Origin of the sequence: Ensifer sp. ENS10 (genome assembly GCF_014852025.1) — a bacterium.
Lineage (GTDB): Bacteria > Pseudomonadota > Alphaproteobacteria > Rhizobiales > Rhizobiaceae > Ensifer.
In genome coordinates, this window is the sequence record NZ_JACVAS010000001.1 from 1010949 (window position 1) to 1033785 (window position 22837).

Below are 22837 nucleotides of genomic sequence, written 5' to 3' on the forward strand. Positions count from 1 at the left end.
GCCCTACCTCCATTTGAGTAGGGTCACGCGAGCGCGGCGCTTTCGATTTGATTTCAATCAAAGCCGGGAAAGCGGTCGAGGCGCAATCTCCAGACGAGGGATTGGCCCGCCACATCTGGCGCGGCGATCCATGAGGGCAACAGAAGGAGTACAGCATGTACAAGAAGATCATCGTCCCGATTGCCATGGATCAGCTCGAGCACGGCGAATCTGTGCTGGGCATCGCCGAGAAGCTGATCGACGAAGGGGGCGAGATTGTCCTGCTCAACGTTGTCGAAGATCTGAATGCCTATGCGCAGGGCTACATGATCGTCGATTTCCCGTTGGAGATGGTCGAGGAATCCCGCAAGCAGGCAAAAAAGACGCTCGAGGACATGAAGACCAAGCACGGGATCAACGGCCGTGTTGAAATTCGCACCGGCGGTGCTGCCGGCACCATCAACGCCTGCGCGAGCGAAGAGAATGCCGATCTGGTGATCATCGCCTCCCACCGGCCGGGCCTGATCGATTACTTCATCGGATCGACCGCGAGCCGCGTGGTCAGCCATTGCCCCTGCGCCGTACTCGTCGACCGGTAACCCACCAACAATAAGAGCGGCTGCGGCGCGATCCTGCGCCGCCACCGCCGAGGAGTCTTCAGATGGACAAGTTTGCGCTTGACGATTTTCGCAGCCGCCTCACCCACCGCAAGGAGGAGCTGCAGGGGCGGCTGGTCAAGATCGAGCACGATCTCGATGAGCCCATGAACGCCGATGTGCCGGATCGCGTGACCGAGCGGGAAGGCGACGAGGTTCTGGAAGGCCTCGGGCTTGCCGGGCAGGAAGAGATCCGCGCGATCGACGCGGCACTCGACCGGATCGCCGCCGGCACCTTCGGCACCTGCGTCCGCTGCGGCCTGCCGATTTCGTCAGCGCGCCTGCAAGCTGTTCCCCATGCGCCGCTCTGTCAGGAATGTGCGGCGGAGGTTGCCCGGGGCGGAAGATGAACCATCGAGCGATCGCCGCCGTGCCCGCAGCGGCGATCTTCGGATGGTTATCTTAGTTCGGCAGAAAGCGCCCCGGGATTACGGTCGATGCCATGACGCCGTCATCGACCGCGCCCATGCGGCGATAGAAATCGGCAGCGCCCGGATCGGCATCGATCGTCATGACCGTGGCGCCGCGGTTGAGCGCTGCTTTGACACACCAGGCGAAAAGGCTGCGGCCAATGCCAGTGGCGCGCGCGTCCGGATCGATGAAGAGCTTGTCGAGTTCGGCGATCTGGCCATCGGAGCGAACCTGCGCCAGACCGAGGATCCGCTCGCCATCGACGGCGATCTGCAGGTCCGAATCCTTCCAGTCCTCGGCCGTCAGCGTCAGCGCCGGACGGCAAGCCTCCAGGAAGGCGGCGTCGTATCCCCATACCGCTTTCGATCGCAGGCAAAGCTCGCTGAGCGCGGCCGCCAGTTCCGGCTGAGGGGTGCGCAACTTCGACATGGTTCTCCTCCCGATCGGCGTAATCTTGTCAGCGCATGTGGTCATCGCCGCGCCTGCGAACAAGGTCCCGCGCACTCAGCAGATATGTCATGCGATTGTTGTAATGCGTTGCAAAAGTTGATGCTTTCGCCACGCCACCATATCTTTGCGGCGGCCCAGGGCTGTGGCAGGATGGCGATGATGGCGCGACAGCTACGAGCGTGCCCGAGAAAAAGACAGAGACCCGGGAGAGGGATCGCGTGGAATTCGCTGGCGTCAAATGGAACTATGACCGCTCGGAATTGATTGCCGACGGCATCGTGCACGGCATCGGTCTTGCCGCCGCGCTCGTCGGTGTCACCGCACTGATCTTCTATGCGACGCTTTGGAGCACCAGCGGCCAACTCGCTGCCGCCGCCGTCTACGGGGCAGGGCTGCTCGCGACGCTGTCGATCTCGTTTCTCTACAATCTCTATCCGATCTCGCGGACCAAATGGTTCCTGCGCCGCTTCGACCATTCCTCGATCTTCATCCTGATCGCCGCGACCTATACACCGTTCCTGCAGCGCGGGTTGGAAGACCCGTTCCTGTTCGTGATGCTGATCGGCATCTGGGCGATTGCGGCCCTTGGCGTTGCGATCAAATGTCTTTTCCCCGGCCGGTTCGACCGGCTGGCGATCCTGCTCTATCTCGCCATGGGCTGGAGCGGCGTGCTCGCTGTCGGGCCGCTCTTGTCGGCGCTGACGGCAACGACGCTGGTGCTGATCCTGATCGGCGGCATCATCTATTCCGCCGGCGTGATTTTCCATGTCTGGGAAAGGCTGCGCTTCCAGAACGCGATCTGGCACGGTTTCGTTGTGACCGGTGCGGCCGTTCACTATTCGGCCGTGGTGAGCTGCTTCAGCGCCGCAGCCTGAGCGGCGGTCAGTTCGGCGCTTCGCCCGCAACCGCAGCGACAGGCGGGTGCTGACAGCCTTCCGATGGCCTGAGGGCCTCCGCCATCCGCGAGATCACGCCGTCGAAACTGGTGAGCCGGCTCTTGCGGTACTGAAGGCGGAAATAGGCGGCGCTGCCGTCGCAGAGCGCGATGGCACGGGTATAAAACACTTCTTCCCCACGGACGCCCGAAAAGCTTGCCCAGGCTGCCGTCACCCGCGCATAGGCGATCCGCCAGTCGCCCTCGCGCTCGATCCCGATGCGGTCGTTGACGTCAGTCTCGAAGTCGCCATCCAGCAATGTGCTGCCAAAGACCGAAAGGGTCGCACCATTGTCGTTGGCATGAAAGCTGGCGCCGTCGCCATTGTCGCCCTGGCTCTGCAGTTCGAAGCCAGGCGGAATGTCGAGCACGTAGCCGAAACGCGCATTGGCATAGGGTAGCCAATCGTCGGCGGCCGCCGCTGCCAGGGCAGACGAAAGCAGGAGCGTGAGTGCTGTCAGGATGCGCAGCATGCGGACCTCCTCTCGCTTGCTCGACCCAAAGTCTAGATAGCGCGGCTTCGGTGCAGGGCCTGTTCCTAATGGAACAGCAGCCCCCATGCCACTCCTTCCGCGCGCCGGTGTCAATCCTCGGTAAACGTCATCGCATGGCCGTTGAGGCAATAGCGAAGCCCCGTCGGCGGCGGGCCGTCCGGGAACACGTGACCGAGATGGGCGTCACAGTCGGCACAGCGGATTTCCGTGCGCACCATGAAGTGCGAGCGGTCCTCGATCTCGCGGATCGCCTGGTCGTCGATCGCAGCGAAATAGCTCGGCCAGCCGCAACCGGAATCGAACTTGGTGTCCGAGCGGAAGAGGGCTCGGCCGCAACAGACGCATTCATAGGTGCCGGTCTGCTTGTTGTTGACGAAAGGGCCGGTGAACGGACGCTCGGTACCCTGCTGACGGGTGATGCGGTATTGTTCCGACGAGAGTATGGCCCGCCATTCCGCATCGGTCTTCACCACCTTGGGCGTCTTAACGGTCGTCATGAAAGATCTCCTGTCGTTGCGGCGACTATATAGGAATGCCGCCGGAAGCGCGCAATTCACGTCGCGGCCCGGCATTGCGGTCGACGGCGTGGCGTCAGGCGATCTCGCGGCGGATTACGGTCGGGCCGGCGCCGCGCCGGCGCTTGCTGTTGTTGTAGAAGGCGATGAATTCCGCTGCGGGCAACGCCTTGGAGAACAGCCAGCCCTGGCCATACTGGACACCGCGTTCGATGAGATAGTCGGCCTGCTCCTGCCGCTCGATGCCCTCGGCGACGATGTAGAGATCGAGCGACTTGGCAATGTCGATGATATGCGGCGTAATCGAACTGGTGGCAGAGTCCGTTCCGATCGTGTCGATGAAGGATTTGTCGATCTTCAGTGCGTCGAGCGGAAGCTCCTGCAGGTATTGCAGGCTTGAGTAGCCGGTGCCGAAGTCGTCGATCGCCACCGAGTGGCCGCGCCGGCGGGCCTCCTCGATCGTTGCGCGGGCCGATTTCACATCCATGAAGCCCCGTTCGGTCGCTTCCAGCCAGATCTGCTGGGTCAGTATGCCGGTGTTTTCCAGCACCGCCTGGATCACCGGCAGGATGCGCCCCGATTTGATGTCGTCGGCGGCAAGATTGACGGCAATGTGCAGCGAGCGATCCGCAAGGAGGACCGTTTTCAGCTCGGCAATGGTGGCATAGATGACCTGGTCGGTGATTTCTTCGATCAGGCCGTTCTCTTCCGCCAGCGGTATGAAGAGATCGGGGCGGACCATTTGCCCGTCGGGCCGCCGCCAGCGTACGAGCGCTTCGGCACCGACGCAGATGCCGGTCTTCAGTTCGATGAGCGGTTGATAGTGGACGATGAATTCGCGCCGCTGAACGGCGATGGAGAGCTCTCCGAGCGGCGAAAGGCGGCGCCGCGACAGCCAGACGACGAGGCCGACCATAAGCGCTGCGACCAGGGCGCCGACCGGCAGAAGCAGCAGGCGCTCCCGGTCCATGTCCTTAAAAATGGCGATGTTGGGGGCGCTCGCGACGGCGATCCAGTTTGCTCCATGGGAGGTTGCGAACAGATCGTCGGCGTTGCTGCCGGTTTCGGGAAGTTCGGCGAGCCGGGCCGTAAGCGACGCGTCAGGATTGTTCAGAGTGCCGATCAGGACGCCGTTTTTCGTGGCGACTGCAAGCCGGGTGCCGGGCTCCGCAATCACGTCGACAAATCGAGCCGAGTTGGTCAGTACGGTGTAGGAACGATAGCGAAACGCCGTCATGGGGGCGCCGGTACTGATCGTCGGGTACATCCGCGGGATGACTTCGACGCCGTTGCTCGCGAAGAAATCGGCGGGCGGAGAGCGGGTGAGACGGCGCGGCGGATAGCCCCACGACGTGCACCTGAGCAGCCCGTTTTCGAAATAGCCGATGTCTTCGATGGAGGTCGTATTGACGACGAGGGAGCGCAGCGCTGCGATATGTGTTGCCATACAGGGCGGCATGTCAAACCGGTCGGCGGCTTTCAGCGCCCGGGAGGCTTCCTCGAGCGCCGCATCGGCGCGCATGATGGCGTAGTCGGCAAGATGGGAAAGCCGTGTCTGCTCGCTGCGCACCGCGATCGACCAGGAAAGATAATAGGCCGCCATCATCGGCAGGATCGCGCCGAGTGCAGCCAGGATACTGGCGATGACGACTATGCGAGATCGTTCCAAGCAGGCCTCGCCCGTGATCGTTGTGTTGTTCCGTTTCATGCTGCTTGCGGCAGAAAGACGGTCGATGAGCCGGCGCCTTGCGGTTCACAGATATCGTCGAAGGCAGACGTTCCGAGCAGCCGTTGGTTTCCGCCGGCAGGCGGATCCAGGCTTCGTATTATTTTGAATTGAAGAAGCCTTTACGTACAACTACCACGTCTTATTGTCCCGATTCTAGGACGTTCGATCCTGCTGCGACGACAACTGAATATTATGCTAACAGCATTTTAATTGTTGTCGGCCGCCGCCGCATGAAACGAACGAATCTGATAGTGCTTGGACTGCTGCGTCCGATCTCCGAAGCGACTTAACGGCACATAACGTCGATTTTATCTGGATAAGGCTTGAGCCGCCACAACCCTTCTTTTATGTCGGGTCTTCGATTGATTGTATCGTGAAAACATAAAGGAGCAGGCCAGGACGATGGATGTTGCGGCCCTGACATTTCTGGCTCTCGCACTCCCCTTCGTGGGGGCTTTGGTCGCCCCGCTGCTCACGCGCCTCCTCGGGCACAATGCGGCCTGGGTTCTGGCACTCTTCCCAGCGGCCATTGTCCTGCATTTCGCCCGCTTCTGGCCGGACGTGGCCAAAAGCGAGGTGGTCACCGGTGGCTATGCCTGGATCCCGTCGTTCAATGTCAGCTTTTCCTGGTTGATCGATGGTCTGTCGCTAACTTTCGTCCTGCTGATCGCCGGCATCGGCATGCTGATCGTGCTCTATTCCGGCGGTTACCTGAAGGGCCATCCGCAGCAGGGACGGTTCTTCTCGTTCATCCTGATGTTCATGGGATCAATGCTCGGGCTCGTCGTGTCCGACAGCTTCCTGATGCTCTTCGTTTTCTGGGAACTGACCTCGATCACGTCATTCCTGCTGATCGGCTTCGACCATTCGCGCGAAGCCGCAAGGCGCGCAGCCCTTCAGGCGCTGGTCGTGACCGGAGGAGGGGGCCTGTTTCTGCTCGCGGGGCTCCTGATCATCTGGAACGTCAGCGGCGTCACCCAGCTTTCGCTGCTCATGGCCTTTGGCACGGAGATGCGCGAAAGCCCGTTCTATCTGGCCGCGCTCATTCTCGTCCTCGGTGGCGCCTTCACCAAGTCGGCGCAGTTTCCGTTCCATTTCTGGCTGCCGAACGCGATGGAAGCACCGACTCCCGTTTCGGCCTACCTGCATTCCGCGACAATGGTGAAGGCCGGCGTCTATCTGTTGATGCGGCTCAATCCCGTGCTCGGCGGCACGCCCGAATGGCAGATCCTGCTGCCGCTCTTCGGCGGCGCCACGCTCGTCATCGGCGCAGCTCTTGCTTGCCGCCAGACCGATCTGAAGCTGATGCTCGCCTATACGACCATGGCCTCGCTCGGGCTGCTGGTCATGCTGACCGGTCTCGGCTTCCCGCACGCGATCGAGGCGGCGGCGCTCTATCTTGTCGCACACTCCCTGTTCAAGGGTGCCCTGTTCATGGTTGCTGGCATCATCGATCATGAGACCGGCGCGCGTGACGTGACCAGGCTCGGGGGCTTGGGCTCCGCCATGCCGCTTACGTTCGTCATTGCGCTTGCAGCCGCATTTTCGATGGGCGGCCTGTTCCCCTTCTTCGGCTTCATCGCCAAGGAGGAAATCTACTACGCGCTCTCCGGCTTCGACCGGCGCTCCGTGGTCTTTGCGGCAATCGCGATCCTTGGCAATGCTCTGATGTTCGCGGTGGCCTTTGCCGTCGCCCTCAAGCCTTTCATCGGTGCGAAGGCGGAGACGCCGAAGGCGGCGCACGAGGCGCCGGTGCTGCTCTGGCTCGGGCCGGCGCTGCTTGCCGCCAAGGGGCTTTCCGCCGCCTTGCTCTCGGGGTTGACCCACGAACTCGTGTCGACGCCGATGGCATCGGCGATATCAGGCGAACCGCGTGCGGTCACGATGTCCGTCGTTCCGCATGTCGGGGTGCCGCTGGCCATGTCGACCGCGACCGCGTTGATCGGGATCGTTTTCTACCTGAAGCTCGATCGTTTGCGTGGTTTCATCGCCGCAATCCTTGCCGATATCGGCTGGGGGCCGGACCGTGGTTTCGACCAGCTCATCCGCGGGCTCGTTCGTTTTTCCGTCGGGCTGACGCGCCGGCTGCAATCCGGCCGCCTCGACGTCTACATGACGGCGACCTTCATCCTGGTTGCCTGCGTGCTGCTGGTCGTTCCGCTCACCTACGGCGAACTGCCGCGCGCGCCGTTCTTTGCACCCGACGTGCCACTGCACGAGCTTGCGATCATGGCCATCGCGGTCATCGGTCTCGTTGCCGTCGTGCTCGCTCCGGATCGGCTGACAGCGATCGTCTCGCTCGGCATCCAGGGCTTTGCCGTTGCCGTCATCTTCCTGCTCTATGGTGCGCCGGATCTTGCCTTCACCCAGTTCATGATCGAGACGCTGTCGGTCGTCGTCCTGGCACTGGTGATGACGCGCCTCAGGCTCTCGCCGTCCGACCATCGGCCGCTTGCCCAGAAGGTCCCGGATTTTGCCATTGCACTCGCCTGCGGCTTGGGTTTCGGCCTGATGCTACTGAAGACGACGGGCGTTCCCTTTGACTCCACGCTGACGGAATTCTTCAATCTCTATTCGAAATCGATCGCGCACGGCGCCAATGTGGTGAACGTCATCATCGTCGATTTCCGCGGTACGGACACGCTGGGTGAGATCGCCGTGGTGATGGTCACCGGTCTTGCCATCCTGTCGCTGGTCCGCTTGAGGGCTGGTTCTCTCCGCCGCATCGCCGACAATGATCCGGATGCGGAGGAACGCGCATGAAGTCGGTGATCTTCCGGGCCGTCGCCCCTTTTCTCACCAGCCTGATGGTGCTGTTTTCGATCTTCGTGCTGCTGCGCGGCCACAACGAGCCCGGCGGCGGCTTCATTGGCGGGTTGATCGCGGTTTCGGCGCTGGCGATCTACGGCATCGCCTGCGGCGTCGAGACGGTGCGCCGTGCGATCTATTTTCACCCGATGGCGATTGCCGGCGCGGGGCTGTTCGCAGCGACGGTCGCCGGCCTGATCTCGATTGCGGCACGCGTCCCCTTCATGACCGGTCTCTGGATCTATCCTTCGGTTCTCGGCCTGGAAGTCCCGCTCTCGACGGTGATGCTGTTTGATTGCGGCGTCTATCTCGTCGTCGTCGGGGCGATCAGCTCGATTGCGCTTTCGCTCGAAGAGCGGGGAGGCGAATGATGGAAGCCTGGTTCGCGCTGCTCGTCAGTATCTTCTTCACGGTCGCCGTCTACCTGCTGCTGTCGAAATCCATCATCCGGGTGTTGCTTGGTGTTGCCATTCTCGGCAATGCCGTCAATCTGCTGATCTTCACCGGAGGGCGGCTGACGCGCGGCGTGCCGCCGGTCGTCCCCGGCCACCAGGACGCGCTCACGGGACCGGCGGCAAACGCTCTGCCGCAGGCACTGATCTTGACAGCGATCGTGATCTCCTTCTCCTTCTTCGCTTTCTTGCTGGTTCTCGCGTGGCGCGCCTACGAGGTGCTGCAGACCGACAATACCGACGAGATGCGCGTCGCCGAGCCGAAGGACGAGCCGGCTCCGCCGCTTGGATACTGACCGACCCATGGCCGCTTCAACTTCTCCCCACGCAGATCTTTCCGCCGCACTCGTTCTCGAGCCGGCCGCTTCTGCCGATTGGCTGGTGATCCTGCCGGTCGCCTGGTGCCTGGCGATCGGCGCACTGCTTGTCATGCTGCGCCGAAAGATCGATTGGCACCCTTACATCGCTGTCCTCGGACTGGCCGGTCTCGTGTTGATAGACATTCTCCTGCTTCGGCATGTGCTTGCGAGCGGTCCGGTGACAATGGTCATGGGACGCTGGCTGCCGCCCTTCGGCATTGCCTTCACCGTTGATCTGACGGGCGCTCTGTTTGCGTTGACCGCCTCGGTGGTGGCACTCGCCGGCGGGATCTATTCGCTCGCGGATATCAACGACAGCGGTCGGCGCTACGGCTTCTACCCGTTCCTGATGCTGCTGATGGCCGGCGTTTCGGGTGCATTTCTGACGGGGGACATCTTCAACCTTTACGTCTGGTTCGAGGTGCTGCTGATCTCGTCGTTCGGCCTCATCGTGCTCGGCTCCGAGCGCGAGCAGATCGACGGAGCGGTGAAGTATGGTTTCCTCAATCTGGTCGCGACCACCCTGTTTCTGATCACGACAGGCTATCTCTATGCGAGCTTTGGCACGCTCAATATGGCCGATATCGCCCGCAAGGCAGAAGGCCTTGCCGGCACGGCGCCGCTGATGACGCTGACGGCGCTCTTCGTGCTGGCCTTCGGCATGAAGGCGGCGGCGTTCCCGGTCAATTTCTGGCTGCCGGCCTCCTACCATACGCCGCGCGTCGTGGTGTCGGCGCTCTTCGCCGGCCTGCTCACCAAGGTCGGCATTTACGCCCTGATCCGCGTCACCGTCATGCTGCTGCCGCTCCAGCGCGAGGAACTGAGCTTCGTCATTGCCCTTGCCGGCGCGCTCACCATGCTCGTCGGTGCCTTCGGGGCGCTGGCGCAATCGGATTTCCGCCGCATGCTCGGCTATCTCGTGGTCTCCGGCATCGGCTCGATCCTCGCCGGGATTGCGGTCGGCGGGCCGGGCGGCATTGGCGGTGCGATCTTCTATGCGTTGCACTCGATGCTCGTCATGACTGCGCTTTATTTCGCATCCGGCGTTGCGGCCAAGCTCGGCGGCAGCTTCTCGCTTTCGTCGCTGGCAGGCCTTTACCGTCGCCATGCCGGTTTCGCGGCGCTGACGCTCATGCTGGCCTTCGCCGTTTCCGGTCTGCCGCCATTCTCCGGCTTCTGGCCGAAGGTCATGCTGGTCAAGGCGGCGCTCGATATCGGCGCCTGGTGGCTGGCCGCGGCCCTGCTTTTCACCGGCTTCCTGACGACTGTTGTCACCGGGCGTTTTTTCCTGCTGGCCTATTGGCGCGATGCGGCAGCCGGGGAGGGCACGACGGTTTCCGCGACGATCTCGCCGGCGGCGCTGCTGCCGCTCACCGTCTTGGTCATCCTGGCTTTGGCGATTGGTCTCTACCCGGAGCCACTGCTTTCGACCATTCAAAGTGCGGCTGCCTCGCTCGCTGAGCCCTCGGCCTATCTGAACTCGGTTTTCCCGGGAGGTGCCCCGTGACCAAGTTCCTCACCATCAACCTGCTGTTCACGGCGATCTGGGGCGCGATCAGCGCCAGCTTCTCGCTGGCCAACCTGATCCTCGGCTTCGCCGTTGGAGCGCTGTCTCTATGGCTGATCCGCCGCGAGCTCCAGCCCATCACCTATCCGGTGCGTCCGCTCAGACTGTTGTTGTTGACCGCTCTCTTTTTCAAGGAACTCGCAATCTCGGCCACAAAGGTCGCGCTCATGGTCATCCAGCCGAAGATGAAGCTGAAGCCCGGCATCTTTGCCTATCCCTTGACGGTCAGGAGCGATTTCGAAATCGCGTTGCTCGCCAATCTCATCACGCTGACGCCTGGGACCTTGTCGGTCGACGTTTCCGACGACCGCCGGACGCTCTACGTCCATGCGCTCGATTGCGCCGATCCCGGCGGCCTCAGGCGCGATATCGCCAACGGCTTTGAACGGCGGATAAAGGAGGCTTTCGAATGAGCCTGCCAGACCAGATCGAAGCCCTCGCTACGGGCTTCGCACTTATCGCGCTGTCTGTTGCCCTTCTGATTACTGTCTGGCGCATCATCCGCGGCCCGACCTTACCGGACCGCGTGCTCGGCCTCGACATGTTGGTGGCGATCGCCATTGGCCTGATTGCCGTCGTCGCGATCCGCACCGGTTTCAACCTCTACATCGATATTGCCATTGCCCTTGGCTTGGTCGGCTTCCTCGCGACCGTCGCCTTTGCCCGCTTCATCCTGGCTCGCGGGCTTTCGCCAGAGACGGCCAACGTTGAGCGTAGCTCGCCGGAATCAAAGCGCGCGTCCGCACCGAGATCCAATGCGGTCCGTCGCAAGTATAAGGGAGGGCGCCGATGAACCCCGTCCTGGACATGGCCGTTGCTGTATTGGTTGCCGCTCTGTTGATCGTCGGCGCGATCTTTTCGCTGCTTGCGGCAATTGGCATCTTGCGTTTTCCCGATCTCTACACCCGTATGCATGCAGCGTCTAAGGCCGGCACCGTAGGTTCAGGCCTGTTGCTGCTGGCTGCGGGCGTTCATTCTCTGGATGCGGCGATACTGATTCGGGCGCTTGCAGGCTTCTTCTTCTTCGTTCTGACTGCACCAATCTCGGCTCATCTCTTGGCAAAAGCCGCACATCAGGCCGGTTACAAACTTACGAAGCTGTCAGTTGTAGATCAGCTTCCACAAAAGTAGAGCCACGTCATCGCTGATCGATGACATTTCTGAATCTGTATTTCAGAACTTTGCGATGCAGTGTGGCCATTTTAGCAATTCGGAGATAAAGTTGCTAACTGTCGGCAAATTTATGTTTGGACATTTCACGCATCGATGTTAATCGAGTAAATGTAAAGTGTCGTCGTGGAAATACTTTGATCTGAAATTCCAGCTTGAGTTGTGAATGTTGGTTGTTGCTTTGAGAGTTCGGTCGTCCCGGTGACTCGGCAGCAGGTTTCGTAATCAAAATTCCTACTCTTGATATCGTGGCCGGCGTTTGTCCTTGCCGCGTTTGATGGTCCATCCCAAGGCAGCGAAGGCTTCCTGGCGGCTCTTGCAAGCGTTCCTCCCCCCGAGACGCCGTTTCGGGTTGTGCTGAAGTCCGATAGGAGAAAGAAATGACTGAAACAGCGCTTGGCGCGAGCCATGAACTTCTGGTTGAGCTGACGGCGGAAATCGTTGCCGCCTACGTCAGCAATCACGTGGTTCCCGTCGCCGAGCTTTCCACGCTGATCGCAGATGTGCACTCGGCGCTCAACAACACCGCGGCGCCGGCACCGGTCGTCATCCCCGTTGAAAAGCCGAAGCCGGCCGTGTCGGTTCGCAAGTCCGTCCAGGACGACCAGATCACCTGCCTCGAATGTGGCGGCACCTTCAAGTCGCTGAAGCGCCACTTGATGACTCACCACAATCTGTCGCCGGAAGAATATCGCGAGAAATGGGACCTGCCGACCGACTACCCGATGGTCGCGCCCGCCTATGCGGAAGCACGCTCGCGTCTCGCCAAGGAAATGGGCCTCGGCCAGCGCCGCAAACGCCGTGGCAAATAAGACTTCAACCGTCTGGTGAAGCCTTGCGGCTGGTTGCTGCAATTTGCCTGACGGCATTTGGTTTGAACACAAGGGCCGGGCCTGAGCGTCCGGCTCTTGTGTTTTGTACTGTCACAGCGCGGTCGCTGCGGCAGGTCCTGACGGCGCCTTGAAGCCTTTCGCGCAAACGTGCGCAGCGGTTTTGCGATAACGACATGCGAAATATCATAAAACTTAAAGCGCAAGGCGCGAACCTGAGAGATCGCGACGCGCTTTAGGCGGCCAGCCGAAGCTCGGCTTCGTTCTTGATGCGGCGGATCATCGAGCGCAGGCCATTGGCGCGCTGCGTCGACAGGTGCTCGATCAGGCCGATCTTGCCGAAGGTATCGATCGCATCGGTCTTGGCGATCTCCGAGGCATGTTTGCCGGAATAGATGGCGAGCACGATTGCGACCAGGCCGCGCACGATATGCGCATCCGATTCACCTTCGAAAGTCAGGACAGGGTCCTCCGGATTGCCGGCCGTCTGGGTGACGAGCCAGACCTGGCTGGCGCAACCCTGAACCTTGTTTTCCTGGGTCCGCTTGGCTTCCGGCATGTCCGGCAGAGCTTTGCCGAGTTCGATCACATAGCGATAGCGATCCTCCCACTCGTCGAGGAAGGCGAAATCGTCGATGATCTGGTCAAGCGTCGTCATGGTCCGGGTCCAGTTATCAGGGGATTATACGCCCGCCGGTCCTTGCCGCGAACGAGCTTTGTCCCTGTTCATGCCCCTTTGCCATCAGGCATGCGGGCTTTCAGTCCTCATATAGGGGATGGCAAGCCCATTGAGAACCGCCAATAACAGTTACCTTGGGTGTCGGCGGCATTTCGCCGGCGCGGTCAGATCGAAACGCTTGACGGGAAGATGAAGGCATTTCCGGCGCCTGCATCGATCCCGCCGAGTTTGCCGACGGCCGCCGACAAGGCATGGCCGGCCGCGCGCGCATCGTCAGCGTCACGGGCAGATCCCTCGGTGTGCAATTCCTGCTCGGCCTTTTGCAACAGCTGCTTTATCTGCTCGGCAAGCGATTTGAGTTCGGCGGCCAGTTTCGTGGTGGCGCCGGACTCACCGTCATCGTCGCTGAATTCACGATAGGCGCGCTCCGCAAAGCTTGTCGGCTCTGCGGACGTGGCTGCATCGTTTCCGGCGATAGCACCTTCCACTTGCGCACTGCCGGTATCTGCCAAGGCGGCCACGGCCGCAGCGGAGGCAACGCCGTTTATCGCTCCGGCACCGTCTGCGCCGGCCAACTGCTGGGCTGCCGTGCCGAGTTGCTGAGCGAGTTGCTTGGCGAGCCTCGCGAGCGTTTCCGGATCCGATGCGAAGAACCGGAGCATCCGAAGCTGTTCCTTGATGTCGTCGAGCTTCTTCTTTGCTGCGGCGGCGCGGTCACCAGTGTCGTCATCGGTGCCGAGGAGCAATGCGGCCGATGCCGGGCTCTTGCCTTCGACGGCGGTCGATGTGCCGGCTGTCGCTGGCCGCGTCACGCCCGCATTCGAAAAAAGCCCGTAGATCTGCATTGGGTGCCTCCGCTTGCCGTGCGGCGGACCTAAGCAGCCACGGCTTGTGCGTGGCTGGCTCTTGGCGATCAAAGGTTGCGCCTGAAAAGAAAACGCCGCGAGGGGATGGGATCCTCGCGGCGGCCACGACAGGGCGGCAAGTCAGGCAGTTAAGTTGCGAATGGGTGGCCCGCCGGTCTCGACCGAGGGCTTGGCATGACTACTGGATGATCGCGGCCTTGGGATCGAGGCGCTTTTCCGGAACCGGCGTGCGCTTGAAGACAGGCTCTGCATCGATGGTGCTGACCTCGGTGGCGGGTGCTGCCACATCGGCAGCGGGCTTGACCGTGCCGGTCATGACCGGTGTGACCGTTCCGGTCATCACCTTGGCATCGGGTTGGGCCGCATCGGTTTCGGCAAACTGGGTATCCAGGAACTCATAGGCGATACGAGCGCCTTCGCGGGCCCTGTGGCCGAGGGCGACGAAGGTCTCTGCCCCTTTCTCGCAAATCTCAGGCTTCTGGATGCAGATGGCGCTGATGTATTGGAAGGCCTCATTGGCGGCGGCGAAGGTGTCGCCAAGCTCGACCTTGGGAGCGTGCTCCAGCTTCTGCGAGCTCGACGGATCGAGGAATGGCAGCAGCACCAGCACCAGCGAAAACCAAAATGTCGCCTTGATGAGAAACCACATGTTCTGCCCATCCTTCGTTCAGCTGCCTGAGCTCGCCAGTCTTCTAGCCGGCTTTTGTGCCTTCGGCATCCCGCAGCGCCGTCGTATCCCCTGATACCCGTTCACGCTGCCGTCGTTTCCTCGGGGAGCTGCTGCCTTCGAGGCAGCGTCCGTCCCTTTGTTGACACCGACATTAGGACGGGAATCACAAGACGGCTTTTCAAAATCGCGCGGCATTTGCTTCAAATTTTAATGAAATGCCGCCGCCGAGTGCTTTGCCGCGCATTTGTGTCGCATTTTAGCTTTCGCCGTTAAGGTTCGTGGCGGGACCCTGTGTGCGAAGCCCGGAAGCGTCGGCAATGGCGTGCCGGCGGGCTCGCCACAATCGTTAACGCTGTGCAGAAAATGCACAGAAATCCGTTGCTTACGCCCCGTTAACCACAAGAAATGAAGGTCGCTCAATTTGCTCCAAAACGGGATTTTTCGGCCGTTTCGCACCGTTCCGGCACGGGCGCGTTTATTCTTTCATTAAGCCGGGGATGCGAGATTCCGACATGTCACGAGGCGGTCTGAACCGCGGTTTCCAAATAGGGGAAATCGGTCGCGCCAGCCTCGCAAGAACAACAAATGTAGCAGGGTAAAGCGTGAGCGTATTGCGTAACATGGCTGGCAGATGGGCGTCCCGCGTGGACGAGATCGCGGCCCTGTGGCTGCCCCGTCGTGAGGCTTCTTCGCCCGCCGGGCGCCGCGACACGAAACGTTTGCGCACTGTTGCGGCCGTGTCTTTGACGACACTGCCGGTGGCGCCGCTCGCCCTGTCGCTCGCCATACCCGTGTCCTCGGCCCTGCCGCTCGGAACCGCTCTTTGGGCTTCCGCTTCGCTACTGGCGGCAGCCGTGGCGATCGCTCGCGGCCGAGCGCCGGAAACTGCTGCGCCGGCTCCGTCCGATCCCGTTCTCCGGGACCTCTCGGCAGCCTATGACCTGTTTGCGGGCCTCGTGACCGTGCATGACCTGCGCGGCAATGTCCTTTCCGTGCATGGGCGCGATGCCGCCGAGCACCTGACGCTGATGCGCGACCCGGCGGGCCGCGGCTTCATCGAGCAGATTCACGTCTCCGACCGCATTACGTTCCTGAGCGCGATCGACATCCTTCGCCAGGGCGGCGATCGGGCGACGGTCGATATCCGTATCGAACGGCGGACCTTGCCGATCGAAGGCGAACAGTTCGTCTACATGTCCTGCGACTTGGCGCCCTTGCGCGATCGCGATGGCAACTTGACGGCGATCCTTGCGCAGTCGCGCGATGTCTCTCAGGAGGCAGGCCTGCGCGCCGAGGCGGCGGCCCGGACCGCCGAAGCGGAGTCTGCGAACGATGCCAAGACCCGTTTCCTCGCCGCCGTCAGCCACGAGCTGCGCACGCCGCTCAATGCGATCCTCGGCTTTTCCGACGTGCTGGGCGGCGAGTATTTCGGCAAGCTCGAGAACGATCGCCAGCGCGAGTATGTGAGCCTCATCCACAAGTCGGGCGAACATCTGCTCTCCGTCGTCAATACCATGCTCGATATGAGCAAGATCGAGGCGGGACGCTACGAGCTCATGCCCGAGCCGTTCCGCGTCGCCGAGGCGGTTGCCGCCTGCGAGGCGATGCTGTCGCACCAGGCCGCGGAAAAGGGCGTCAAGCTCGTCAGCCGCGTCACCCGCGGCATTGGCGAAGTCAATGCCGACCAGCGCGCCTTCCAGCAGGTTCTCATCAACCTGGTCGGCAACGCCGTGAAGTTCACCGACCATGGCGGCGTCGTGACGATCGACGCTGAAGTGGACGGTGCGATGCTGAAGCTCTCGGTCAGCGACACCGGAATCGGTATTGCCGCCGACAAGCTGGAGCTGCTCGGTCAACCTTTTGTCCAGATCCAGAACGACTATACACGCCGCTACGAAGGCACGGGTCTTGGCCTTTCGCTGGTCAAGGGCCTCGTTGCCCTTCATGGTGGCGACCTCACGATTCGCAGCCGCGAGGGTGAGGGGACCGTCATCGTCGTGACGATACCGCGCGACGGCTCCGGCATCGCCGTTGCCGAGCAAGAAGAGCAGCGTTCGTCGGTGACGGTGGAATTTCCGCCGCGCCTACGCGACGGAGAGGCGAGGCCGGCCGCCGAAGGAGGGCGGTCCGAAGACGTTGGTTTGAACGAGGAACGGGGATATGGCGCCGCGCAAGCGAAAACAGCCTGAACGGAAGAAGGCCGCGCGGCGTGCGCCTGGCCTGGCCGTGCGCGGGCTGGCTCTTGCCGGACAGGGTGTTGGGCTTGCCGGCCGGCTGATGGCGCGCCATCCCCTGGTCTCTGGCGGCTCGGCCGCCTTCCTGGTCGTGTTTTCCTTCGTTGCCGCCAATGCCATGTGGTACCAGCACGGTGTGCACCCGTCACCGCTGATGCGCACCCGCGTGCCGCTCGTCAGCGCCGAAACCGCGCAGCGGATCGCCATCGCCAAGGGCGAAGAGATCGAGCCGCGCAACGTGACCACCTTCGTCATCGAGCGCGAGGGCGAGGCCAAGGCGGACAATGTCGAGGACGTGATAGCTGCGGCTTCCGCGGATCTGCCGACAGAAAAACCGTCGCCTGAGCGCGTGGCAAGCGTGCCCGGTGGCGCGACCTCGAAGCTCGTTGCCGACATCCAGAAGGAACTGAACCGCGTCGGCCTTTATGACGGCGCGCCGGACGGGCGCAGCGGCCCACGGACGGCGGCCGCGATCCTGCGCTTCGAAGCGCAGGCCGGCCGCGCCGAGACGGGTTCGGCCAGTACAGAGTTGCTGCAGGCACTTCGGGCGGCACCTGGCGATCAGGCTGCTCAGGTCATGCCGGCGGGAAGACCTCTCGCCGAGGCCAAGGGCAGTGGCGTTGAGATCGATCCGGTCGCTGCCGCCATTCGTTCCTCCGAGAAGGAGAGCAATTTCGTTCCGCGTGCCGAAATCCCGGTTTCGAGCGCCTTGGTGCTGAACATCCAGAAGGGGCTGAGCAACCTCGCCTATGCGGATGTGACGGTCGATGGCGTCGCCGGAGCGCAGACGCGGGCGGCGATCCGCCATTTCGAGAAACATTACCGCCTGCCGCAGACCGGTGAACCGAGTGCCCAGGTCTTGAAAAAGCTCAAGGAAATCGGCGCACTCTGATTGCCAGTGGGGTTTGACCGCGCCGCCGATTTGCCTGCGCCGTCCAGCGCGTGTATCAGCCTTTCATGCGCCTGAAGTCTCACATCTTCGTCTCGTCCCTCTTGCGCCGCGCGTTTTCGCTCGGCGGCTATGCGGCCGTGCTGCGCAAGGGAGCGGAGGAGGCCGGTGCGATCTTCATCCGCCAGCGGACGCGGCTCGGCACGGAGACGCTCTTTGCCCCGGCGCCGCAGAATTTCTTCGACGACGAAGTCGCGCTCGGCCGCAAGTTCGAAGTGAGGCTGCGCGACAGCGATACTGAGCGGGTCGATGCGGCGCTCGCAGGCGAAATCCGCTTCGATCCGGATTGCTGGATCGTGGAGATCGAGCTGGACGACCATGGCGATCTGTTCGAGGTGGTTCCGGAGGAAGGGGCAAGCCGGCCCTGACACCGTCTTGCCGATCGCAATGGCCGCATCGCAGGACCGCAGGCTCCGACGGGTCGCGAGTGGAGTTGGACCATCGAAGCGATGAAGCAGCTTTTCTAGGGCGGGCGAGGACTCACCGGTACGCCCAGGCATGTTCCCGAAACGGGAAGCAGACCGCGTCAAGGCGAGGAGCAGGATGAGTATTTTCTGCGCCTAGCCGCGTCGCCGGCCGAAAAGCCGCTGGGGCTGCACATTGCCGGCGGCCGCTGCAATCTTGCGGGCGCCGATCTGCCGCGCATCGTTGGCGGGATTTTCGGCAAAGTAGGCTTCGTGCCTTGCCGCTGGAGCGCTTTCTTCGGCCTCTGCCTCGAACCAGCCATCGAGCTGTTCGCGGCAGGCGGTACGGTTCATGGCGCCGATCAACGCTTCCGCATGGCTCGTCTCGCCGAAGGGCTCACGAAGATGCGGATACAGGGCCTGAAGCACGAAACCGGCATCGGTCGCCTGGACATCGAGCGCGACGAGGCTCGTCGCAAGCCGCTGTCCGGAAATATCGAGCAGGATGCGCTCGACGTGGGCGTCCTTGGTGCCGAGCGCCTGGCCGAGGACGCGCGAGAACAGGATGATCTCGCCGCTGCGGGCAAAGCGAACAAGCAATGCAGCATGCACGTCATTGATTGCCTCGGATGAGGCGGCCGGCGTGGGGTTGCGTGACCCCGCTCGCGCCAGGGTCTTGATCTCGTGCCTGAGCGCTTCTTCGCGGGCGGTGCGCAAGGAAGCGGCTGCAGCCTCCGGGTGTGTCTGTTCCGCCACCGCCTGCTTTGCCGCGCTGCTGCGCGCGGCAAGCCCGAGTGGATTGTGGTGCTCGACCAGGGCATCGACGACAAGAGGGGAGAGGTTGGGACGCCGCGCGATTGCTGCGGCATGTTCCGGCCCGCGCTCGCGGATGACCGCAATGAGAGTGCGGTCGGCTATCGCCTTCGAACGCGTCAGGAAAATCGCGGCAATCGAAATCGGCATGCCGCCGATCAATGCGGCGACTGTTTCGGGGATCTGCGAGCACTGGGAAAGGGCTGCCGCCGCCTGACGGCGCGCTTCGTTGCTGGAGCCGAGGAAGAGCGGTTCGAACAGTTCGGCAAACTGCTTCATATCGGATTTGCGGGGGATGCGCAGGCTTTCGAAACCGGTAACCGTCGCCATCAGGACAACGTCCTTCAAGCGGCCGGTCTGTGGCCTTTCCAACTCACGAAAGCGATCCGTCACGGTAATTCCCTGCACGCAAAACATGATCGCCGTTTCCGGTGATCCGGAAAGGCACACGTCGCAAAAATTAGAAGAAAAGCGTTAGCGCACTGTTAACTATGGATGTTGGAGCTTTATTCAGGCTTACGGCACATGCGTGGCGCGCGACAGGGCCGCCCATTCGCCCCGCTGGCCCCGCATTTCTCGGGGACATCCGCGGCATCAGCCATAAAAAATCCACATGCGGTCAGGAGTTATCGCGGCGACGGTCAAGGGCTCCGGACGCCCGCCGACGTTTGGAGGCCAAATGAAGAGGGGCCTCTCCATGGGAGATATGGAACTGTGAAGAAATTTATCCTGCGCGCAGCGGCGGTCTGTGCGCTCCTCGCGGCCCCGGTTGTCGCCGAGGCTGCCGAAGGCTTTGCCACTGCCAATGTGAACATGCGCTCCGGTCCGAGCACCCGCTATCCGGCGGTATCGATGATCCCGCTCGGCGAATCGGTGGAAATCCACGGATGCCTTGCAGATCTGCCGTGGTGCGATGTCTCGTTCTACGGTGGGCGCGGCTGGGTCGCCGGGCGTTATGTCCAGGCCGACTATCGCCGCAATCGCGTTTACGTCGAGCCCCGCTATTATCGCCCGCTCGGAATTCCAACGGTCGTCTTCCAGTTCGACAACTATTGGGACCGCAACTACCGCGGTCGTGACTTCTATCGCGAGCGCGATCGTTGGCGCCACGGACCGGATTGGGTCGACGACCGCCGGAATCGTCGCGACTGGGAGCGCCAGCGCGAGCGCGACCGCCGCGACTGGGAAAGTGACCGCCGCCGCGAGCGCCGGGACTGGGAAACCGGTGAACGTGAAGACGAGTGGCGGCGCCGCGAGAGCGAATGGAACCGCGAGCAGACCGTGCGTGAAGAGCGCCGCGAATGGGAACGTCGCAGCGACGGCGTGCGCGTTCGCCAGAACGATGACGGCATCTACGAAGGCGCCCGCCCGGCACCGTTTGTTCGGTGCCAGTTCGACGATCCGAACTGCGAAAACTGACGTGGAGCGCCTGAAACGGCGTTCTTGCGTTGGACTGGAAAACGGGCGGCTCTGGCCGCCCGTTTGCTTTTCGGCGCTCCGGTTTTCTGCAGCTTCTGGCGGAACCAAACGCCATCCGGAGCGTTGAGACGGCGCAGACAAGGGAGCATTGTAATGGTGGAAAAGAAACTGGAGGCCGTGCAGACAGTCAGCGAAAACGTTTCGCAGGCGCAAGCGCGTGCTGAGGTTGATGTGCAGATTGCCGAACTGCGGGCGGAAATCGCCCGGCTGACCGAAGCAGTCTCTGCGATTGGCAGCGGCACGAGGGCAGTCGTGCAGGGCGAGGCGGAGTTGATGGTGGAACGCGTTCGCGAGCGCGTGCGCGAGGAGCCGCTGTCGACGCTGGTGGCGGTTGCCGGGGTGTCGTTTCTGTTTGGCCTGATCTCGCGACGCTAGCGAAAAGCCGCGGTTTGCGAACCGCCGCTCCGGGTTGTTACCTCGGATACATCTCGGGGGCTCGTCTGGCGAGATAATGAATCTAGGTTGGTGTTGCAGCGGTGTATTAGCAATCTGTTAACCAGCCTATGGCTCAATCGGGGCGGACCCGTTATCATCGGGCTGCGTCGTGTGAACCAGAAGAGCAACATCCGGGCGACCGGAAGAAGGAGCAAACGAGAAAAGCGCGCCTGTCCAGGCAAGGCCTGGAAAAATGCGCTGGCCCGAGAGGGCAGGGTGAAATCTGTACGGTAGTTCATCCGTCTCAAGACTTTGTGGAGACGAGCATGGCAGACGTGATCAGAATTCAGGACCGAAAGGTTCGCGTACCGCCGCGTAGACCGCCGGCCATATCGGGCGGGGCCAAAGTGCTTCTGTTTACCGGTATCCGCTACGAACGCCTCGACCGCGACCCGCAGCCGACGGCACCCGATGGACGCCGGATCAAGAAGCAGTAACGTTCGATTTCCCGCATCGGCGGCCGGTTACGACCGGGCGCGCGTCCTTGGCCCGAAACCTCAGGGTCCTTCACCATAATTCCTGCACTGAACGTAGTCTTTGCGTTGGCTGTCTGCCGCGCGCAACCGCGACAGCGCGGTCAGATGCCTTCACGTCCGAAGCATCTAAAGCGCCGTGCGTTCAAATGAACGCACTAAGGTCGCTCTAGCACTTTGTTTCTAGAGCATCTTTCCGCTTCAAGTGATTCCACTTGAAAGCGGGATACTCTAGCGCCGAAATGGCTCGCAGCTTGATTCCGCAAGGAAATTGCGGACCTGCTCCTCGAAACTGTCGACTGGCGCCATCGCTCTCAAAACGGCGTAGCCGTCCTGTTCCTTCATCTCCACCATGATCGATTGTGCCAGTGCCTCCGGCGGAGACTTGCGCAGTTCTACCAGCTGAATCGGCGTCGCGACGACAAGATCGAGCTTGCCGTTGACCGCCGTGTGGTCGTTCATGCTGAAGACTTCGTTCGAATTGCTGTCGAAGACCGCGAGCGACCAGAACGGCACGCTGCCGCTGGCGAGGAAGCGCGCCGGCCCGTCCGAGATCGAGAAGCTGCAAACGGCCGCCCTGAGATAGGGATCGTCATTGGCAAGGCCGGTCGACCCCGGCGTGCTCGTCAGCGCGAAGAAACTGTCCATCTCGAGCAGCCCCAGCACGCGGGTATAGGCGTCGCGGCCGGTAAATTGCGGCAGCGACAGGATGATGATGATGTGCAGCAGGGCGGCGCCTACGAGGCCGAGGACCGTGGCGAAGAGAACCTTACGCATCGCCGCACCCGGTCTTGGTGATAACAGGCATGGCGAGGTCGATCAGGCCCGAGGAACCTGCAGTCGGCGTGTCGAGCAGCGTCAGGACCAGCCGGAAGGTCCCCGCATGGCGCACGGCCAGCCAATTGTCCGGCTGGGCGTTCGGCGACACATGGATAGTGAAATTGCTGTTTTCGCTACGCAGCACCATCCAGGAATTGAGGGCCGAGGGCAGGTCGGAGCCGGGACGCAACGGCAGGCCGTCGGCATTCGCGGCATAAAGCGTCCAGAAGCGAGCCTGCGGCGTCAGCCCCGTGACGTCATAGGAGCAGGTCGCCTGGAGCTTCTGGCCCTTGTCGTCGGTCTGGGCGCTGAACATCAATCCTTCGGCGCCACCGTACAGAAGTTCGCCCGCGCGCGCCCGGTGCGCCTTGGCATAGGGATCGGCATTGATCGTCTGCGCTTCCGGAAAAGCAACCCACGGGCCGATCGCGATCGAGCCGAAACCGACGGTCGCCTTCAGCGCCCATACGGCCGAGGCAATGCCGCCGCCGAAGGCGATGGCAAGAGCGAGGGCGACGAGGAAGGGGATTCGAAACAAGGGCGGCTCTATCGGAAATCGTTCGGCGGCGGGGCAACATGGGGTTGCCTCCATATCTCGCCGAAATTGGCGCCCGGCGCAACGGCGACTGACGGGGCGCGCGCGGCCTCACGATGAGATGGAT

The 22837-nt window shown here is 62.2% G+C and carries 27 protein-coding genes; 17 read left to right on the plus strand and 10 right to left on the minus strand.

Going from position 1 to position 22837, the window contains the following annotated elements; all coding sequences use genetic code 11:
• The first annotated feature begins 155 nt into the window (after positions 1 to 155).
• Positions 156 to 578, plus strand: a complete 423-nt coding sequence (locus tag IB265_RS04905; protein ID WP_057250443.1) for a universal stress protein — start codon at positions 156 to 158, stop codon at positions 576 to 578.
• 62 nt (positions 579 to 640) lie between these two features.
• Positions 641 to 985 (plus strand): TraR/DksA C4-type zinc finger protein, encoded by a 345-nt coding sequence (locus IB265_RS04910; RefSeq protein ID WP_057250441.1) that lies wholly within the window; start codon positions 641 to 643, stop codon positions 983 to 985.
• Positions 986 to 1037: 52 nt separating this feature from the next.
• Here the strand turns inward: IB265_RS04910 and IB265_RS04915 are convergent, their stop codons facing one another.
• Positions 1038 to 1475, minus strand: a complete 438-nt coding sequence (locus IB265_RS04915) for a GNAT family N-acetyltransferase (RefSeq protein ID WP_057250439.1) — start codon at positions 1473 to 1475, stop codon at positions 1038 to 1040.
• Between the two features lie 239 nt (positions 1476 to 1714).
• On the opposite strand from IB265_RS04915, the gene IB265_RS04920 reads away from it, so the two are divergent.
• Complete coding sequence (locus IB265_RS04920) at positions 1715 to 2371, plus strand: hemolysin III family protein (RefSeq protein ID WP_057250437.1); 657 nt, start codon at positions 1715 to 1717, stop codon at positions 2369 to 2371.
• Between the two features lie 7 nt (positions 2372 to 2378).
• Here the strand turns inward: IB265_RS04920 and IB265_RS04925 are convergent, their stop codons facing one another.
• From IB265_RS04925 to IB265_RS04935, 3 genes are all read right to left on the minus strand, one after another.
• The gene (locus tag IB265_RS04925; RefSeq protein WP_057250435.1) at positions 2379 to 2903 is read right to left on the minus strand and encodes a hypothetical protein; all 525 of its coding nucleotides are present in this window, start codon (positions 2901 to 2903) and stop codon (positions 2379 to 2381) included.
• A gap of 110 nt (positions 2904 to 3013) precedes the next feature.
• Positions 3014 to 3421 carry a peptide-methionine (R)-S-oxide reductase MsrB gene (gene msrB / locus IB265_RS04930; protein WP_057250433.1) on the minus strand — a complete coding sequence of 136 codons (408 nt, stop codon included), beginning with the start codon at positions 3419 to 3421 and terminating at the stop codon, positions 3014 to 3016.
• 94 nt (positions 3422 to 3515) lie between these two features.
• On the minus strand, positions 3516 to 5108 hold the full coding sequence (locus tag IB265_RS04935) for an EAL domain-containing protein (RefSeq protein ID WP_082615838.1): 1593 nt from the start codon (positions 5106 to 5108) through the stop codon (positions 3516 to 3518).
• Positions 5109 to 5570: 462 nt separating this feature from the next.
• Here IB265_RS04935 and IB265_RS04940 point away from each other — a divergent pair, with 462 nt between their 5' ends.
• From IB265_RS04940 to mucR, 8 genes are all read left to right on the plus strand, one after another.
• Positions 5571 to 7931 carry a putative monovalent cation/H+ antiporter subunit A gene (locus tag IB265_RS04940; RefSeq protein ID WP_057250429.1) on the plus strand — a complete coding sequence of 787 codons (2361 nt, stop codon included), beginning with the start codon at positions 5571 to 5573 and terminating at the stop codon, positions 7929 to 7931.
• Positions 7928 to 8347: a Na(+)/H(+) antiporter subunit B gene (locus tag IB265_RS04945; RefSeq protein WP_057250427.1), complete on the plus strand. Its 420-nt coding sequence runs from the start codon at positions 7928 to 7930 to the stop codon at positions 8345 to 8347. Before IB265_RS04940 ends, IB265_RS04945 begins: the two co-directional genes overlap by 4 nt.
• Positions 8347 to 8724 (plus strand): Na+/H+ antiporter subunit C, encoded by a 378-nt coding sequence (locus IB265_RS04950; protein WP_057250425.1) that lies wholly within the window; start codon positions 8347 to 8349, stop codon positions 8722 to 8724. The genes IB265_RS04945 and IB265_RS04950 overlap by 1 nt, the downstream gene beginning before the upstream one ends.
• A 7-nt stretch (positions 8725 to 8731) precedes the next feature.
• On the plus strand, positions 8732 to 10294 hold the full coding sequence (locus IB265_RS04955) for a Na+/H+ antiporter subunit D (RefSeq protein ID WP_057250423.1): 1563 nt from the start codon (positions 8732 to 8734) through the stop codon (positions 10292 to 10294).
• Positions 10291 to 10767, plus strand: a complete 477-nt coding sequence (locus IB265_RS04960) for a Na+/H+ antiporter subunit E (RefSeq protein WP_057250421.1) — start codon at positions 10291 to 10293, stop codon at positions 10765 to 10767. The genes IB265_RS04955 and IB265_RS04960 overlap by 4 nt, the downstream gene beginning before the upstream one ends.
• Complete coding sequence (locus IB265_RS04965; RefSeq protein WP_057250419.1) at positions 10764 to 11147, plus strand: cation:proton antiporter; 384 nt, start codon at positions 10764 to 10766, stop codon at positions 11145 to 11147. Before IB265_RS04960 ends, IB265_RS04965 begins: the two co-directional genes overlap by 4 nt.
• A gap of 14 nt (positions 11148 to 11161) precedes the next feature.
• On the plus strand, positions 11162 to 11485 hold the full coding sequence (mnhG, locus tag IB265_RS04970) for a monovalent cation/H(+) antiporter subunit G (RefSeq protein WP_057251077.1): 324 nt from the start codon (positions 11162 to 11164) through the stop codon (positions 11483 to 11485).
• A gap of 419 nt (positions 11486 to 11904) precedes the next feature.
• Positions 11905 to 12336, plus strand: a complete 432-nt coding sequence (mucR, locus tag IB265_RS04975) for an exopolysaccharide biosynthesis transcriptional regulator MucR (protein WP_034789336.1) — start codon at positions 11905 to 11907, stop codon at positions 12334 to 12336.
• Positions 12337 to 12589: 253 nt separating this feature from the next.
• On the opposite strand, the gene IB265_RS04980 is transcribed toward mucR, so the two are convergent.
• The 3 genes from IB265_RS04980 to IB265_RS04990 all read right to left on the minus strand — a co-directional run bounded on the left by IB265_RS04980 (position 12590) and on the right by IB265_RS04990 (position 14548).
• Positions 12590 to 13012, minus strand: coding sequence for a SufE family protein (locus tag IB265_RS04980; protein ID WP_057250417.1), 423 nt, complete (start codon positions 13010 to 13012; stop codon positions 12590 to 12592).
• 185 nt (positions 13013 to 13197) lie between these two features.
• Complete coding sequence (locus IB265_RS04985) at positions 13198 to 13950, minus strand: hypothetical protein (RefSeq protein WP_192494642.1); 753 nt, start codon at positions 13948 to 13950, stop codon at positions 13198 to 13200.
• Between the two features lie 127 nt (positions 13951 to 14077).
• On the minus strand, positions 14078 to 14548 hold the full coding sequence (locus IB265_RS04990; RefSeq protein WP_057250413.1) for a DUF5330 domain-containing protein: 471 nt from the start codon (positions 14546 to 14548) through the stop codon (positions 14078 to 14080).
• Positions 14549 to 15189: 641 nt separating this feature from the next.
• Here IB265_RS04990 and IB265_RS04995 point away from each other — a divergent pair.
• From IB265_RS04995 to IB265_RS05005, 3 genes are all read left to right on the plus strand, one after another.
• Positions 15190 to 16758 (plus strand): HAMP domain-containing sensor histidine kinase, encoded by a 1569-nt coding sequence (locus tag IB265_RS04995; protein WP_057250412.1) that lies wholly within the window; start codon positions 15190 to 15192, stop codon positions 16756 to 16758.
• Complete coding sequence (locus tag IB265_RS05000; RefSeq protein ID WP_057250410.1) at positions 16730 to 17695, plus strand: peptidoglycan-binding domain-containing protein; 966 nt, start codon at positions 16730 to 16732, stop codon at positions 17693 to 17695. The genes IB265_RS04995 and IB265_RS05000 overlap by 29 nt, the downstream gene beginning before the upstream one ends.
• 65 nt (positions 17696 to 17760) lie before the next feature.
• Complete coding sequence (locus tag IB265_RS05005; protein ID WP_057250408.1) at positions 17761 to 18120, plus strand: DUF1491 family protein; 360 nt, start codon at positions 17761 to 17763, stop codon at positions 18118 to 18120.
• A 192-nt stretch (positions 18121 to 18312) separates the two neighbouring features.
• Here IB265_RS05005 and IB265_RS05010 read toward each other — a convergent pair whose 3' ends face one another.
• On the minus strand, positions 18313 to 19386 hold the full coding sequence (locus IB265_RS05010) for a DUF2336 domain-containing protein (protein ID WP_057250406.1): 1074 nt from the start codon (positions 19384 to 19386) through the stop codon (positions 18313 to 18315).
• A 297-nt stretch (positions 19387 to 19683) separates the two neighbouring features.
• On the opposite strand from IB265_RS05010, the gene IB265_RS05015 reads away from it, so the two are divergent.
• The 3 genes from IB265_RS05015 (at position 19684) to IB265_RS05025 (ending at position 21320) form a co-directional block, all read left to right on the plus strand.
• Positions 19684 to 20388 (plus strand): SH3 domain-containing protein, encoded by a 705-nt coding sequence (locus IB265_RS05015; RefSeq protein ID WP_192494643.1) that lies wholly within the window; start codon positions 19684 to 19686, stop codon positions 20386 to 20388.
• 153 nt (positions 20389 to 20541) lie between these two features.
• Positions 20542 to 20823 (plus strand): hypothetical protein, encoded by a 282-nt coding sequence (locus IB265_RS05020; protein ID WP_057250404.1) that lies wholly within the window; start codon positions 20542 to 20544, stop codon positions 20821 to 20823.
• A 326-nt stretch (positions 20824 to 21149) separates the two neighbouring features.
• Positions 21150 to 21320 carry a hypothetical protein gene (locus IB265_RS05025; protein WP_176707512.1) on the plus strand — a complete coding sequence of 57 codons (171 nt, stop codon included), beginning with the start codon at positions 21150 to 21152 and terminating at the stop codon, positions 21318 to 21320.
• Positions 21321 to 21587: 267 nt separating this feature from the next.
• Here IB265_RS05025 and IB265_RS05030 read toward each other — a convergent pair whose 3' ends face one another.
• Entirely contained in the window at positions 21588 to 22133 is a 546-nt protein-coding gene (locus tag IB265_RS05030) for a hypothetical protein (RefSeq protein ID WP_057250402.1), read from the minus strand.
• Positions 22126 to 22713 (minus strand): DUF1214 domain-containing protein, encoded by a 588-nt coding sequence (locus IB265_RS05035; protein ID WP_057250400.1) that lies wholly within the window; start codon positions 22711 to 22713, stop codon positions 22126 to 22128. Before IB265_RS05035 ends, IB265_RS05030 begins: the two co-directional genes overlap by 8 nt.
• Positions 22714 to 22837: the final 124 nt, after the last annotated feature.